The sequence below is a fragment of the Dyella sp. 333MFSha genome (assembly GCF_900102405.1).
In the GTDB taxonomy this organism is placed as follows: domain Bacteria; phylum Pseudomonadota; class Gammaproteobacteria; order Xanthomonadales; family Rhodanobacteraceae; genus Luteibacter; species Luteibacter mycovicinus.
On record NZ_FNBR01000003.1, the window covers coordinates 29,100 to 43,715 of the forward strand.

Here is a 14,616-nt window from a genome sequence, read left to right on the forward strand (position 1 = left end):
TTCCATCGATGGCTCACGATGTTTCTTCCCTCAAGGCACGTGCACAGATCCTCCTGCAAAAAGCCGGCATCACGCTCGGCGGACAACGCCCGACCGACCTGGTGATTCACGACGAGCGGACCTACGCGCGTGTCTTCGCCCACGGTACGCTCGGTTTTGGCGAGGCCTATATGGATGGCTGGTGGGATGTCGGCGATCTGCCCGCTTTTTTCGCCCGCGTGTTGTCGTCGCACCTCGACGAGTCGGTGCTCACGCTGGACACGCTGATGGCGCATCTCAAGGCGCGGCTGATCAACCGCCAGCGCGGCGCGCACGCCTGGGACGTCGGACGACGTCATTACGACCTGGGTAACGACCTCTTCGAGGCGATGCTTGGCAAACGCATGGTCTATTCGTGTGCCTATTGGGCACACGCCGACAATCTGGATGACGCGCAGGAAGCCAAGCTCGACCTGATATGCCGAAAGCTGGCCCTGCGACCCGGCCAGCGCATCCTCGACATCGGCTGCGGCTGGGGCGAGGCACTGAAGTTCGCCGCCGAGCGCTATGGCGTCAGCGGTGTAGGCGTGACCGTTTCACAGGAGCAGGCCGCCTACGCCCGCGAGCTATGCCGGGGCCTGCCCGTGGAGATCCGCCTGCGGGACTACCGTGAACTCGACGAGCCATTCGACGCGATCCTCTCGGTCGGCATGTTCGAGCACGTCGGCGGCAAGAACTACCGCACATGGTTCGAAGTGGCCCGACGCTGCCTGCGCAAGGATGGCCTCGTTCTGCTGCACACCATCGGCAGTAACGGCGCGCCGGGACGGCCGGACCCATGGATCGACAAGTACATCTTTCCCAATTCGCTGATTCCCTCGATGAGCCAGGTGGCTGGCGCGCTCGAGGGGCTTTTCGTCGTGGAGGACTGGCATAACTTCGGCGCGGACTACGACCGCACGCTGATGGCATGGCGCGCCAACGTGGATGCGGCCTGGCCACGACTGGCCTCACGTTACGACGAGCGCTTCCGCCGGATGTGGAATTTCTACCTGGGCTGCTCCGCGGGTGTCTTCCGCAGCCGTCGCGACCAGTTGTGGCAGCTGACCCTGTCGCCGCACGGCAGGCCCGGCGGGTACCGCGTGCCGCGCTGACGGTATGACCACTTCATGCCTCGTACGGTCGGCGCATGAATCCCAAGGCCACGCTCCCCGACGGTATCGTCGAGACCGATGTCCCCGCGCGGCTCGACCGGCTGCGCTGGGGGCGCTTTCATACCCTGGTGGCCGTGGGCCTCGGGATCACCTGGGTGCTCGACGGGCTCGAGGTGACCATCACCGGCTCCATCGCCGGTGCGCTCAAATCCAGCCCCGTCCTCCACCTTACCGATGGTCAGGTCGGTCTGGCGGGCAGTCTTTACCTCGTCGGTGCCGTGCTGGGCGCGCTTTTCTTCGGGTGGCTTACCGACCGACTCGGGCGGAAGAAGCTGTTCACGGTGACGCTGGGCCTGTATCTGACGGCCACGGCCGCCACGGCTTTCTCGCCGGACTTTCTCACCTTCGTGATCTTCCGCGCACTGACCGGCGCGGGCATCGGCGGCGAGTACGCTGCCATCAACTCGGCCATTCAGGAACTGATTCCCGCACGCTATCGTGGTCACACGGATCTGGTCATCAATGGCAGCTTCTGGATCGGCGCCGCACTGGGCGCGCTCGCCGCCGTAGGCCTGCTCGACATGGGCTGGGTATCCGCCGAGATCGGCTGGCGACTGACCTTCGGGCTGGGCGCCGTACTGGGCCTGGGCATTCTTTTCCTGCGGCACTGGATTCCGGAGAGCCCGCGCTGGCTGATGCTTCACGGTCGCATCGAGGAGGCCGAGGCCGTCGTCGCCGCCATCGAGAAGCGCCTCGGCGTCTCGCCCCCTTCCGAACCGCTGCCACGACTGCGCCTGCGTCCGCGCGGACTGACCCTCGCCGATGTCGCCCGTACACTGTTCCGTGTCTACCCGAAGCGGACCGTCCTGGGCCTGGTACTGATGGCCACGCAGGCGTTTTTCTACAACGCGATCTTCTTCACCTATGCGCTTGTGCTCGGCCGCTTCTACGGAGTGGCCGATGCGGATGTCGGTCTCTATCTGCTCCCATTCGCCGCCGGCAATTTCCTCGGCCCGCTTCTGCTCGGGCGGCTGTTCGACACGCTGGGCCGGCGGACGATGATCGTCGCGACCTATGCACTGTCCGGACTGCTGCTGTTCGTCACCGCCTGGCTCTTCGTGCACGGCCACCTCGACGCGCGAACGCAGACGATCGCCTGGAGCATCGTGTTTTTCTTCGCCTCCGCGGCCGCCAGCTCGGCCTACCTCACCGTCAGCGAGAGCTTCCCACTGGAGTTGCGCGCCCTGGCCATCGCCCTGTTCTACGCCTTCGGCACGGCACTCGGCGGCGTCGCCGGCCCGTGGCTGTTCGGCCGCCTCATCGGCAGTGGCGAGCGCATGTCCATCGGCTGGGGCTACGCGCTAGGTGCTTCGCTGATGCTGATCGGGGCGGCAGCCGCGTGGTTACTTGGCATCGCCGCCGAGCGACGGTCCCTCGAAGATGTCGCCGCCCCGCTCGGCAGGGCCGACTGACAAACCGAACCGTTTACGCAGCAGGCCGCGGATGAAATGCCATGCAGGCCATGGATCGTCGCGGCGGAACACGTGCAGATCAGCACCGACCCACTCCATCAGCAGGCGGATCCAGCCCGGATGCCTGGCCGCCGGGGTAGAACAAATGCTGGCGATATCGTGATACAGGTCCACGCAGGCGATGCCGTCGCGATAGGCACGCGTCGCGCGTTTCACCGGCAGGCCCTGCGCGTCTTGCCAGGCCATTTCGCAGACGTTGACGCCGCTGCGCGCCGCGAACTCCACATAGGTCCAGGCGCGCGTATTCACCTCGATCAGGCGGAACGCGCCGTCGCGCGCATCGCGCTTGAACTCCGCGCTGAAGATGCCCCGGTAGTCCAGTCCATCGAGGACGCGACAGGTGCTGCGCACCGCGTCCGGCACGATCGCGAGCGGCACGGCCTCAGAGCACGAACTGTTGCCGAAGTCCGGAGGCGACATCCGGCGGCGACGACGGGCGAAGAGCCCGGTATACGCGCCCTGCCCGTCACGAAACCCGTCAATGAAGAAATGTTCGCTGGGTGGGCCGGGAACGTACTCCTGCGCCATGACGCGAAACCCCTGCGCGTGGAACCGGGCCCAGGCGTCACGCAATGCGCTCCGTCCTTGCACCCAGACGCCTTTGACGCCCGTGACATCACTGAATTTCTGCGAATTGACCGGCTTGAGGAAGACCCTGTCCAGGGTTTCGAACGGAATCGCCTCCACGTCCGCTGCGTCGGCCAGACGGAAGGTGCGCGGATGTGGCACATGGATCGCCGCCAGATAGCCGGCAAACAGTGACTTGTCCTGAAGCAGGGCCTGCGCATCACGTCGCGCGGTGCTTGCAAGGAAACGCCAGCCGAGCACGCTGTGCGGAAGATCGGCGAGCCACAGCGCGGCATCGTCGGCACCCGGGATGATCACGGCCCGGGCCAGCGGCAGTGCCGCCAGTGCCTCGATGGCTTGCGGCCCCGGACTACCGTCCCAGCCCCGACAGCCGGGTAACGCCCTGAAATAGCGCGATCGCGTGACGATGTCGTCCGGCGGACACGCGACATAGGCAGGGATGCCGGCCAGATGAAGGCTGCGCAGAATGCCCAGTGCGGTGGGGCCACGCCCCATCACGATGGCAGGCAACCGTTGATCCGTTTGCATCACGCCCCCTGTCGGGCACCGCGCCGGAGTGGCGCACCCTGCAGGTCCAATGTGACATCGGTATCGACCGGGGCACAGATCGCCACACGATCTATGCCGTGCGGACGAGGGCGTCAGACCGGAGCGTCAGCCACGGCGAAGGGGAGCACGCCCGGTTCCCGGCCCTCCGCCTGGCGACGCGGCGGGGCCTGACGCGGTACGGATGGCGAGGTGCGCCCCAGTGTGATGTTCTTGGAAGCGCGGACTTCGCGATTGGCGAATGTCCAGATCTCACCCGTGGCCGTGATGAACACCGTCCAGTACAGATCAGACTCCGGGCCATAGTCGAGCAGGAAATGGGCAAATCCCTCGCCTTTCGGCGTATTCATGGGCAGCGGCGGATTCAGTTGCAGCATAGGGCTTCTCCTCGTGCCATGGATTTACAAGGAGGCGCCGTCGTGGGCGGGTGAACGTGTTGTGGGTCACGCGTCACCGTACGCGGACAGCATTTTCCTCGCCGGGCCCGCTAAAATGCACCGGACACACAGACAGCCAGTTCACCAGGGGTAACCAGCGCGTGCAGTCACGTAATTTCCGGGTATCGGTCGTCCAGCCCGGTGGCAAGCTAGCCATCGAGGTCGAATTTAATGAGAAAGTGCATGGCCTTTCCGGCGACACGCTATGGCTGTCCCTAGAGGACGACACCCGTGTCGAGGACGCCGAAGCGCTTCGCGCGCTGCTGGAGCGGGTGGGTCACCGCATCACGGTAACGAACGTACGCTCCTGACGGGCGCGCTGGCGCTGTCTTTCACCGCCACCGCCAGCGGCACCACGGTCGGCAGCAGCCGATGGTTGGTGCCGTGCACCTTGCCGCAACCCATGCATTCGCGCGTCGTCCCGAGCCCGCGGCGCGCCGCCCGCGGAGACGCCAGCAGGCAGCCGCACACGTAGCAACCCGCGATGACACCGCGGTCCCAGAGGCGCAGCCTCAGCAACTGGATGGCAGCCGAGCCGACGGCCACGAAAAGACCGCCGGCGAAGAGCCAGGCGGGCAGATTGGAATAAAGAGACACCAGTCCAAAATCGCCCGGCGTCTGCTGGGCGGCCCGGGTCACGCCAGCGGCCAACGATCCCGTACCGAAGGCCAGAAGGCTCGGCATGAACAGTCGAAGATACATACGCCCGGCGTAAGACATGTCTGAAAACCCTCCCCCGCCGGCCCTTCCGGCGCGAGGAGAGTGTCGTTACCGGGGTCTAGCCGCCGTGAATGGGCTCGGATGGCGGGCGACGCAGCGTTGCAGGGTCGAAAGCCTTACGCGCTGGGGGCGCTACCGAAGGATGGCGGGCGGTCCGCCAGCGCCTTGCCGAATTCGACATTGGGTTTGTCCCCCATCACGAAGCTCAGCGTGCCACCCGCCTCCAGGTCCTTGTGGGCGATCCAGCTCTTCGTCCACGGCTTTCCGTTCCACGACACCGACTGGATATACGGGCGCCCGGGTCCGTTGTCTTTCGCCTCGATCACCAGTGTGCGGCCCGCACCCACCTGAACTTCCGCACGATCGAGCAGCGGGCTGCCGAAAACGTAGTGGGTGCTGACGGGATCCACGGCATACAGACCCATCGAGCTCATGATGTACCACGCGCTCATCTGGCCACAGTCTTCGTTGCCCGGAAGGCCATCGGGCTCCGGCAGGTACATGGTCTCGAGCAGCATGCGCACGCGCGCCTGGGTCTTGTGGTGCGCACCGGTGTAAGCGTACAGGTAGGGCATGTGATGCCCCGGTTCGTTGCCAAAGGCGTACTGGCCCACCATGCCGGCGATATCCGGCGGCGCGTTTTCCGGCAGCGTGGGATCGGCATTGAACAAACCGTCGAGCTTGGCCTCGAACGCCTGCTCACCACCGAACAGCCGCATGTAGTTGTACAGATCGTGCTGATTGAGGAACGTAGCCTGCCAGGCATTGGACTCGGTGAAATCGCGCCAGCGCTTCGAATGCCCGATGGCGATGGGATCGAACGGCTGCAGCCATGAGCCGTCTTCCGCACGCGGACGAACAAACTGCATGTCCTTGTCGAACACGTTGACGTAATTCTGCGAGCGCTTGCGCAGCAGCTTCGCCTCGTCGGCGTGACCCAGAGCGTCGGCCATGTGCGCTACCGCCCAGTCGTCGTACGCGTACTCGAGCGTCTTGCTGGCGGCCTCGCCTTCCTTGTCGCTGGGAATGAAGCCGAGCTTGCGGTAGTACGTCAGGCCGAAGTAATCGTCCTGCATGGCACGACGCTGGAACACCGGCCAGGCCTTGGCATAATCGATACCCTTGAAGCCCTTGGCCTGCGCCTCCGCTACGACCACGGCGGAGTGATAACCGATCATGCAGACCGTCTCGATCCCCTGCAGCGGCCAGACCGGCGCGCCACTGGGGCTTTCCACCGCGAGACGGACCAGACCGTCGACCAGGTCGGGTACGCGATCGGACTGGTAGAGCGTGAACAAGGGGTGCTCGGCCCGATAGGTATCCCACAGTGAGTACGTGCTGTAGTTGTGCCGCCCCTCAGGCAACGTGTGCACGGCCTTGTCCATGCCACGATAGCGCCCGTCGAAGTCGCTGAAAACCGTGGGCGCCAGCATCGTGTGATACAGCGAGCTGTAGAACGTCCGCTTGATCTTGTCCGACGACGATTCGATGCGGATCTTCGACAGTTCCTGGATCCACTCGGCCTCGGCCGACGCGCGAACACCGTCGAAGTCCCAGCCGGGAATCTCGTTGTCCAGGTTGCGCATCGCGCCGTCGATGTCCACGCCGGAGATACCGACCTTGACCAGCAGGGGCTCGGATGAGGCCTTGTCGAAGTGCAACGCGGCCTTGAGGTGATTGCCCTTCGCCGTCGTCGACCCCTTGGGCAGCGCCTTGTCCTCGTCGTACAACGTGACGCTGGCGGCGGGACGCGACAGCTTCATCGCGAAGTAGATCACCCGGCCGGAGGCCCATTGCCATACGCGACGACCGCCGACCAGCGTGTCGTTACCGACCAGGGTCAGCTCGGCATCGGTCACGTTGGCGGGCTTGTCCATCGCATCGCCGTAGCCATGCGCCAGATCGAACAGAATGTGCGCGTCGCCTTCCTTGCCGAACGTATAACGATGGATGCCGGCGCGCAGCGTCGCGGTCAGTTCGGCGAGGATGTCGAAGCGGGTGAGCTTGGCGCGGTAGTAACCCGGGTGGGCCTGCTCGCCGGTGTAGTGCGAGCGGTAACCCTTTACGCCACTGCGATAGCCCTTCTCGGGCTTACCGTCGCCCTGCTTCTTCGCATCGAAGCGCGACACGTAATTGACGCCGTCGAAATCGCGGTCGCCAGGCTGCAGCAGCACGGGGCCCATCGAGGGCATGACCAGGAAATCGAGCATGTCGGCCGCACCGGTACCGCTCAGGTGGGTGTGCGAGAAGCCCATGATCGAGCCGTCGCCCTGGTGGTAACCGGACGAACCATCCCACTGCGCGTTGTAGGTGTCCGGGCTCAGCTGGACCATGCCGAACGGTCGGGTCGCACCGGGATAGGTGTGACCGTGACCGCCCGTGCCGACGAAGACGTCGACGTAACGCAAGACGCTGTCACCGACGGTGCCGCCGCCGGATGATGGCGCTTTCAGGCTTTCTTGTACGCCACCGGCCAGCGCGGTGAGGGAGCCTAGCTGACCGATGGCGGTGAAGGCAGCCATCCCTTGCAGAAAACGTCGACGGTTGACCATAAATCGCTCCAGCTCGGATGTCGCGTCAGACGCGACGCAGGGTGTCGGGGTGCTTGTCGGCGAGATGAACGATCAGCTCACCGAAAAGGGTGTTGGCCCAGGCGAACCAGGCTCGCGTGAACTTCTTCGGGTCATCCTGATCGAAGGCTTCGTGCATGAAGCCACTGCCGTTATGCGTGGTCCTGAGCCAGTGCAGGCACTGGCGGATTTCAGCCGCGTCATCCGTCGTGAAAGCCTTCATCATGATCGACATCGGCCAGATCATACGCAGACCTTCATGCGGACCGCCGATACCTTCACCGGCCGTGCCCTTGAAGAAATACGGATTGGCCGTGCTCCAGACGTGCTGACGCGTGCGTGCATAGCGAGCATCATGCTTCGCGCTCTCCAGGTACGGCAGCGCGAGCAGGCTGGGCACGTTGGCGTCGTCCATGAACAACTGGTTACCATAGCCGTCGACTTCGTAGGCCCAGAAATCGTCCTGGCCGTCGTGCATCACGCCGTACTTTTCGACTGCCGCCTCGACCTCGTCGGCCAGCGCATTGGCCTCGCTGGCGAACGCCTGGTCACCGAACAACGTGCCGTGCATCTGTGCAAGGCGACGCAGCGTCACCACCGCGAACAGGTTGCCGGGGATATTGAACGGATAGACCGTCGCATCGTCCGAAGGGCGGAACATGGCGTGGATCATGCCGACCGGACGCGTCGGCTGACCGTAGCCATCGAGGAACTGGCTCTCGGTCGGCTTTGGCGACGGGCGCTGAAACTGGTACGGGCCGTGACCGTCCTTGCGCTGCTGTTCGCGGAAGGTCGTCACGATACTGCGTGTGGCGGCGCGCCACGACTCGTCGAACGGCTCGCGGTCGCCCGTGGTCTGCCAGTAGCCATGTGCGAGGCGTACGGGGTAGCAGAGCGAATCGATCTCCCATTTGCGCTCGGCCACGCCGGGACGCATGTCGGTGATGTCGGCCTGCGCCCAGTCCATCTTGCTCTTGCCCTTGGTATCGGGCAGGAACGCGTTGGCATAGGGGTCGATGAGTATGCAGCGTGCCTGGCGGCGGATCAGGCCACGAAACAGCTTGCGCAGCCCCTCGTCTTTCGGGGTCAGCGGAAGATAAGGCCAGACCTGCGCGGACGAGTCACGCAGCCACATGGCGTCGATATCGCCGGTCACCACGAAGGTATCTTCGTAGCCGTCCAGGCGGCCGAGCTCGACCGTGGTGTCCAGCGTGTTCGGGAAGCAGTTCTCGAAGATCCAGGCGAGCTCGGGATCGGCGATTTTCTTCTTCGTCGCGGCGATGAGGTGTTCCACCGCATCACTGGTGAACTTGCGCTTGCCCACCGGTGGACGCTGACTGGTGAAGCGCGACGCAGCGGCGGCGCCCATGCTCATGCCCCCCATCATCGCGACGCCCGGTGCGAGCGAAAGCCATTTCATCACATTGCGACGGGAGGGATTCACGGCGTGGTCTCCTTCAGGGCATCGACGAGCGAGCGAACGGTAATCGCCCGGCGAAGGGCTTCGGTATCGGTGCTGCCATCGACCTCGATGTCGATGCTTTCACCGGGCAACAGGTCGAACGCGTTCTGCGAAAGACGGACGTCGATATCGCCCGTATCGACCCAGACCGCGCGGGCGAGACGTTTCGCGCTCACCGTCAGCACCAGGCCGTGTGCGCCATCATGCAGTGACGTGGTCAGCTCCGGCGTGGGCAATGCCAGCGTCCGGGCGGCGCCGAAATACAGGAGGTGATGCGCCGCGGGCTTGCCATCCTCCAGCAGATCGAAGGCGGCGACCGTCTTGCGCGGATCGGCGCCCTTGAGCAGCGTCGCATCGTCCACGGTCGCCGCCCGGGTGCTGGACAGCGCCGTCGCGTGCACAGGAATACGGGTCTCCCGCAGCAGCTTGCCGCCCATGTCGTAGACACGAGTGCGCAGGACGGCGTCGAAGTCGCTCGTGCGGTCGGACACGGCGAAGACATCCGTCTTACCATCACGACGCAGCGGCACGACATCCACCGGCGCATAGAAACGCTTCGCGTGGAACTGCAGCGCCTTCCAGCGGTTGAAGTAGTCGACGCTGGCCCAGGACGCGCCCGGCCACACATCGTTCAACTGCCAGTACAACGTACCCATGTTGCGCGGGCGGGCGCTGCGCAGGTGCTCGGCGGCCAGTTCGATCCCTTCGGCCTGCATGACCTGACTGAGGTAGACGAACGACGGGAAATCCTTCGGTTCGCCGTACTCCTGGCGGATGTACAGCAACAGACGCTGGTTGCCGTCGCCGTTGGCGAACTTCTGGTGCGCGCGCATCACCTTCGACTCCGGCTGCATGTCCTCCGGCTGGGCGAAGGCCTTGATCGTGGCCATCACCGGGAAGGACTGCAGACCGTATTCGGACTGGAAGCGCGGCGTGATGTCGAGGTAGTGCGAGATAGGCTCAGAACCCGACCACACTTTCCAGTAATGCATGTCGCCGTCGGTCTCGACATTGGCCGGACCGTCGAAGTCCGTGCTCGGCGAGCTGGCCCAGTACGGCACCTGCGGCGACAGATCCGACACGACCTTGCGCAGCGTCTTGTCGAAGATCGTACGCATGCCGTCTTCGACCTTCTTCACTTCATCGGCGTTGACGAATTTCTGGAAGTCGATGCGATCGGGCCATTCCTCCCAGCCCGTCTGCACTTCGTTGTTACCGGCCCAGAGTACGATCGAGGGGTGATCGCGCAGGCGCGTGACCTGCTCCTCGGCTTCGATGCGGGTGCTCTCGCGGAACGCATCGTCGTACGGCGTCACCGCGCCGCCGAACATGAAGTCCTGCCAGATCATCACACCCAGACGGTCAGCCGCCGCGTAGAACGCGTCGTCCTGGTAGGTGCCGCCGCCCCACAGGCGCAACATGTTCATGTTGGCGTCCTTCGCGGATCGAAGGATGGCTTCCAGCCGCTCGCTGGAGACGCGCGAAGGGAACGCATCGTATGGAATCAGGTTGGCGCCCTTGGCGAAGATCGGCACGCCGTTGACGACAAACGCGAAGCCCCTGCCCCACTGGTCCTTGTCGCGACGCAGCTCGACCTTGCGCAGGCCGGTTTCGCGATCGGCCCCGGCAACCGTCGATCCGCCGGAGTCGACGCTGGCGTGGAACCGGTAGAGATTCGGTTCGCCGTAGCCGACCGGCCACCAGCGTTGCGGATGGTCGATGCTCAGCGGCACCCCGACGTGGTTCTCGCCGGCCTTCAGGGCGACCTCACGCTGTTCGCTACCGGTCTTGCCGTCCGGCCCGGTCCACTCGACCTTGAGGGTGACCGCGCCCGCCTTGTCGGCACGCACGTCGAGTTGCGCGTCCAACCTGGCCACGTCCGCTTCGACCTCGGTCTGAGCGATATGGAAGTCGGCGACGCGGAGGTCATCCCAGCTTTCCAGGCGCACGGGGCGCCAGATACCGAGCGTGACGTAACGCGGACCCCAGTCCCAGCCGTACTGGTAGTTGGCTTTGCGGACGTAGTTGGAGGTCTGCTTACCCTTCGGCTCATCGCCGAAGGACGAATCGAATTCGCCCGGCAACGCATACGGCTGCTTCAGCAGCCACGGCTGCACGCGTGCGATGGGGGACTGCAGGTGCACGGTGAGCGTATTGCTTCCCGCGTGCAGGGTGTTCTTTACCGGCAGGCGCCAGCGGCGGAACATGTTGTCCGCCGAGAGCAGCTTCTTACCGTTGAGGCTGACCTCGGCGAAGGTGTCGAGGCCGTCGAAAACGAGATCGACGTGACCGCGCCTGAGCGTGGCCGCGTCGACGTCGAAGCTGAGCTGGTAGTCCCAGTCGGAGAGGCCGATCCATTGGAGGCTGGCCTCGTTGTCGCGCCAGAACGGGTCGGGGATGTTCTTCCGGGCGAGCAGGTCGGTCTGGATCGCGCCGGGGACGGTGGCGGGTTGCCACTCATCCAGCCGCTCGCACGATGACGTGCATTGCCTAAGTCGTTTCAGCTGGGCTGAGGGTTCGCCAGCAGGGTTGGCTCCCGCCGGCGTGGCGGTATGGGACAGACGGAATTGCCAGCCGACGGAGAGGTCTCTCTCCGTCGGCGTGGCCGCGCCGGCGGCGCCGACGACTAGCCAGGCCGCCAGTGCCAGCGACGCGCGGGGCGTCACAGCTTGAAGCCCATCGTCACCATGTAGGTGCGGCCGTTCTTGTACGCGTTGAGCGGCTGGGCCGGCGTGTTGTTGTAGACCATATACGTCTCGTCCAGCAGGTTGGTGGCGTCGAGCGAAAGGCGGATATGGTCATTTAGCTGATAACCCACCGTCGCGTCCAGTTCACGGAAGATGCCCGTGATCTGCTGCGACTGGAGCTGGGCGATCGACGTGAAGTACGACGAACGCCAGCTATAGGTCAGGCGCGCGCTCCACGGACCCTGCTCGAAGAACGGCGACAGGTTGAACGAGTTCTTCGAGTTGTACGGCAGCGGAAAGTCGTTGCTGGTGTCCGCGTCTGAGTAGGTGTAGTTCGCCAGCATGCCGAAGCCATACGCGAAGTTCTGCTGGTAGGTCAGCGAGGCACCCTTGACCTTGGCCACGCCGGCATTGGTCGGCACCTGCATCTGGTACACGTCGTCGTGCTGCTCGGTCAGGTTGTACTGCGTCTGGGCGACGTTGGTGTTGAGGATGTAGCCCGAGATGCGACGGTAGAACAGCTCAGCGGACAGCACGCTGTTTTCCGAGAAGTACCACTCGGCCGAGGCGTCGTAGTTGGTCGACTTGTACGGCTTGAGGTCGATGTTGCCTGCGGAGCCGGTCAGGGTACGGTCGTCCAGTGCCACGTACGGGGTCATCTGCTGATAGCGCGGACGCGCGATGGCCTTGGCCGCGGCGAAACGCAGCGTCACGTCTTCGGCGGCGTCGAACGCGATGTTGAACGACGGCAGCCAGTCGTGGTACGCGCTGCGCTTGTTCACGGCGGCGTAATTGCCGTTACCGATGCTGTTGTAACCGTCCACCGTGTCACGTGTGCGGAAGTAGCGCGCACCGATGTTGCCGCGATAACCGTCGCCGGCGAAGTCGCCCTGCACGTAGAACGCGCGGTTCTGCTCGGCGATGCTGTAGGTGGCTTTCGGGTCGAGCGACGTGTTCGTGACCAGACTCGACACATAGGCCTTCATCAGGCCCGGATCGATCGTGGTCCAGTTGCCCATGTTGCCGGCCGAGTCGAGCCCGTCGAGGTAGCCGCCCGGCGTGCCGCCGTTGGCAAGGTCGGCGAGGCTGGTACCGGCGTAAGCCGTGGCCGGAATATTGGCCGTGTATGCGTCCTGACCATCCAGATGATTGGTCGCCTTGATGCCGACCGAGATCTGGTTCAGCGGACCCCAGGCGACGTCGTGCGAGAAGTCGAACTGGAAGTAACGTTCGCGATCGTAGCTCGGCGCGTAGCTGTAACCGGCACCGTGAGCGAGCGCGGCGGACGGGTTGTCCGGGCTGTTGTAGTTGATCTGCGGATGCTCGCCGTCGAGCGCGTAATTGAAGCCGCCGAAGTTCTGGAACTGCATGTTCCAGATGCCATCCGAACCGCCGGTGGAGCCGGTGTAACCGACCTGGCTCGACGCCGTCCAGCCGTCACCGAACCAGTCGGCGCGAAGGTTGGCCACACCGGTGTTCACCGTCGAATCGCGCTCGTAACCGTCCAGATAGGTCGACGTGTTGGCGTCGTAGCTACCCGTGGTCGCGACACCGTTCTGGAAACCGAGTGCGGTCGCATTGGCCGCCGAACCGGACCACTCGCCGTAATGGCTCTGGTTGAAGTTGTTGAACTTCTCGGTGACGTAGAGGCCGGTGAAGTTCAGCTCGAACGCGTCGTTCGGCTTCCACTGCAGACCGGTCGACACACCGTCGCGCTTGCGGCGCTGCTGGAACCACGCCGTGTTGACGGCGGTCGGGTAGACGCCCTGCTGGTTCGGCGGGACCACGGCCGGATTGAACTGGTGATCCGGGTTGGTATCGGTCGGATCGTTGACGCGCTGGTAGCCGAAGACTTCGGTGCCCTGGCGGTCGATGATCTTGTCGGAGTGCATGATGGAGCCGAGCACGCCGAAGGTGTTGTCCTGGTTCTTCCAGCTGTAAAGCACCGACGCGTTCGGCTTGCCCTTGTCCGCGCGATCGTTGTAACCGTAGCTCACGGTACCGGTCAGCGTGTTGGCCTTGAGATCCAGCGGACGACGCGTGTTGACGATGACGGTACCGCCGATCGAGCCCTCGTCGATGTTCGCCTGCGGCGTCTTGTAGACCTGCGCATTACCGATGATTTCCGAGGTCAGCAGGCTGTAGTTGAACGAGCGGCTGTCGGGATTGTTCGGATCGGACGTCCAGTTGGTCGAGGCGACGGTCTGGCCGTTGAGCAGCAGGCGGTTGAGCGCCGGATCGGTACCCAGGATGCTGACCTTGTCGCCTTCGCCGAAGTTGCGGTCGACGCTGATACCGGGCAGATGCGAGAGCGATTCGGCCACGTTGGTGTCCGGGAACTTGCCCACGTCTTCGGCCGAGATGGCGTCGACGATGGAGTCGGCGTTGCGTTTCAGGTCGAGCGACTTCTGCAGGCTGGCGCGAATGCCGGTGACCGTCACGGCGCCCAGGTTAGCGGCGTCCTGCGGGTTGGCGTTCGGGTCGGCCGGCTTGGCGGCATCGGTCTTCTTCGTCGTGCTGGCGGCCGGGGCGGGGGAAGCCGCGTCCTGTGCGATCGCGTTGCCGGTGGCCAAGAGGCCGGCGAGGATAGCCATGGAAAGTACGCTGATGCGGGGGTTCACATCGTTCTCCTGAGGAATGCCTGGTGTTTTCGCGAGACGCACGACACCGCGCGGGCTATTGCCCGCGTTGATCGTCATGCGTATCGCCGGATTTCTTTCTGCCCTGCGCCCTGTCGCCGATGCGCCGCCTTCCGGCCCTGCGCTGATCGCGCTCATATCGCGATTGCAACGGTATTACCGAGCGGATTTTTAGGGGCCGCTGACAACGTTGTCAACCGCTTTTTTAACTCGATCTAAAGTCATACAAATGAGCCCAAGTCATTGTCTTGAAAGCGTTTAGCGGAATAATGAAAATACTGCACTGCGGTATATCTCAAGAG

Annotated in this window: 10 protein-coding genes; 3 read left to right on the forward strand and 7 right to left on the reverse strand. The window is 64.2% G+C overall.

What is annotated here, in order from left to right; all coding sequences use genetic code 11:
• Positions 1 to 8 precede the first annotated feature (8 nt).
• Together cfa and BLT40_RS13500 are read left to right on the forward strand one after the other, a co-directional pair.
• Positions 9 to 1,133: a cyclopropane fatty acyl phospholipid synthase gene (gene cfa, locus BLT40_RS13495; protein ID WP_079522471.1), complete on the forward strand. Its 1,125-nt coding sequence runs from the start codon at positions 9 to 11 to the stop codon at positions 1,131 to 1,133.
• 35 nt (positions 1,134 to 1,168) lie between these two features.
• The gene (locus BLT40_RS13500; RefSeq protein WP_090354003.1) at positions 1,169 to 2,605 is read left to right on the forward strand and encodes an MFS transporter; all 1,437 of its coding nucleotides are present in this window, start codon (positions 1,169 to 1,171) and stop codon (positions 2,603 to 2,605) included.
• Here the strand turns inward: BLT40_RS13500 and BLT40_RS13505 are convergent.
• The gene (locus tag BLT40_RS13505; protein ID WP_139382805.1) at positions 2,537 to 3,781 is read right to left on the reverse strand and encodes a carboxylate--amine ligase; all 1,245 of its coding nucleotides are present in this window, start codon (positions 3,779 to 3,781) and stop codon (positions 2,537 to 2,539) included. The genes BLT40_RS13500 and BLT40_RS13505 overlap by 69 nt on opposite strands.
• Positions 3,782 to 3,894: 113 nt before the next feature.
• Positions 3,895 to 4,176, reverse strand: coding sequence for a hypothetical protein (locus BLT40_RS13510; RefSeq protein ID WP_197056550.1), 282 nt, complete (start codon positions 4,174 to 4,176; stop codon positions 3,895 to 3,897).
• A 161-nt stretch (positions 4,177 to 4,337) separates the two neighbouring features.
• Between BLT40_RS13510 and BLT40_RS20065 the strand changes: the two genes are divergently transcribed.
• Positions 4,338 to 4,547: a hypothetical protein gene (locus tag BLT40_RS20065; protein WP_036115595.1), complete on the forward strand. Its 210-nt coding sequence runs from the start codon at positions 4,338 to 4,340 to the stop codon at positions 4,545 to 4,547.
• Here the strand turns inward: BLT40_RS20065 and BLT40_RS13515 are convergent.
• From BLT40_RS13515 to BLT40_RS13535, 5 genes are all read right to left on the reverse strand, one after another.
• Positions 4,522 to 4,956 carry a hypothetical protein gene (locus tag BLT40_RS13515; RefSeq protein WP_079522467.1) on the reverse strand — a complete coding sequence of 145 codons (435 nt, stop codon included), beginning with the start codon at positions 4,954 to 4,956 and terminating at the stop codon, positions 4,522 to 4,524. The two genes, BLT40_RS20065 and BLT40_RS13515, sit on opposite strands and share 26 nt — an antisense overlap.
• Before the next feature lie 116 nt (positions 4,957 to 5,072).
• Positions 5,073 to 7,508: a GH92 family glycosyl hydrolase gene (locus BLT40_RS13520; RefSeq protein WP_090354005.1), complete on the reverse strand. Its 2,436-nt coding sequence runs from the start codon at positions 7,506 to 7,508 to the stop codon at positions 5,073 to 5,075.
• A gap of 25 nt (positions 7,509 to 7,533) precedes the next feature.
• Positions 7,534 to 8,913, reverse strand: a complete 1,380-nt coding sequence (locus BLT40_RS13525; protein ID WP_255364029.1) for a glycoside hydrolase family 125 protein — start codon at positions 8,911 to 8,913, stop codon at positions 7,534 to 7,536.
• A gap of 53 nt (positions 8,914 to 8,966) precedes the next feature.
• Entirely contained in the window at positions 8,967 to 11,654 is a 2,688-nt protein-coding gene (locus BLT40_RS13530) for a beta-mannosidase (protein WP_176809181.1), read from the reverse strand.
• On the reverse strand, positions 11,651 to 14,269 hold the full coding sequence (locus tag BLT40_RS13535; RefSeq protein ID WP_079522500.1) for a TonB-dependent receptor: 2,619 nt from the start codon (positions 14,267 to 14,269) through the stop codon (positions 11,651 to 11,653). The genes BLT40_RS13530 and BLT40_RS13535 overlap by 4 nt, the downstream gene beginning before the upstream one ends.
• Between the last annotated feature and the right edge of the window lie 347 nt (positions 14,270 to 14,616).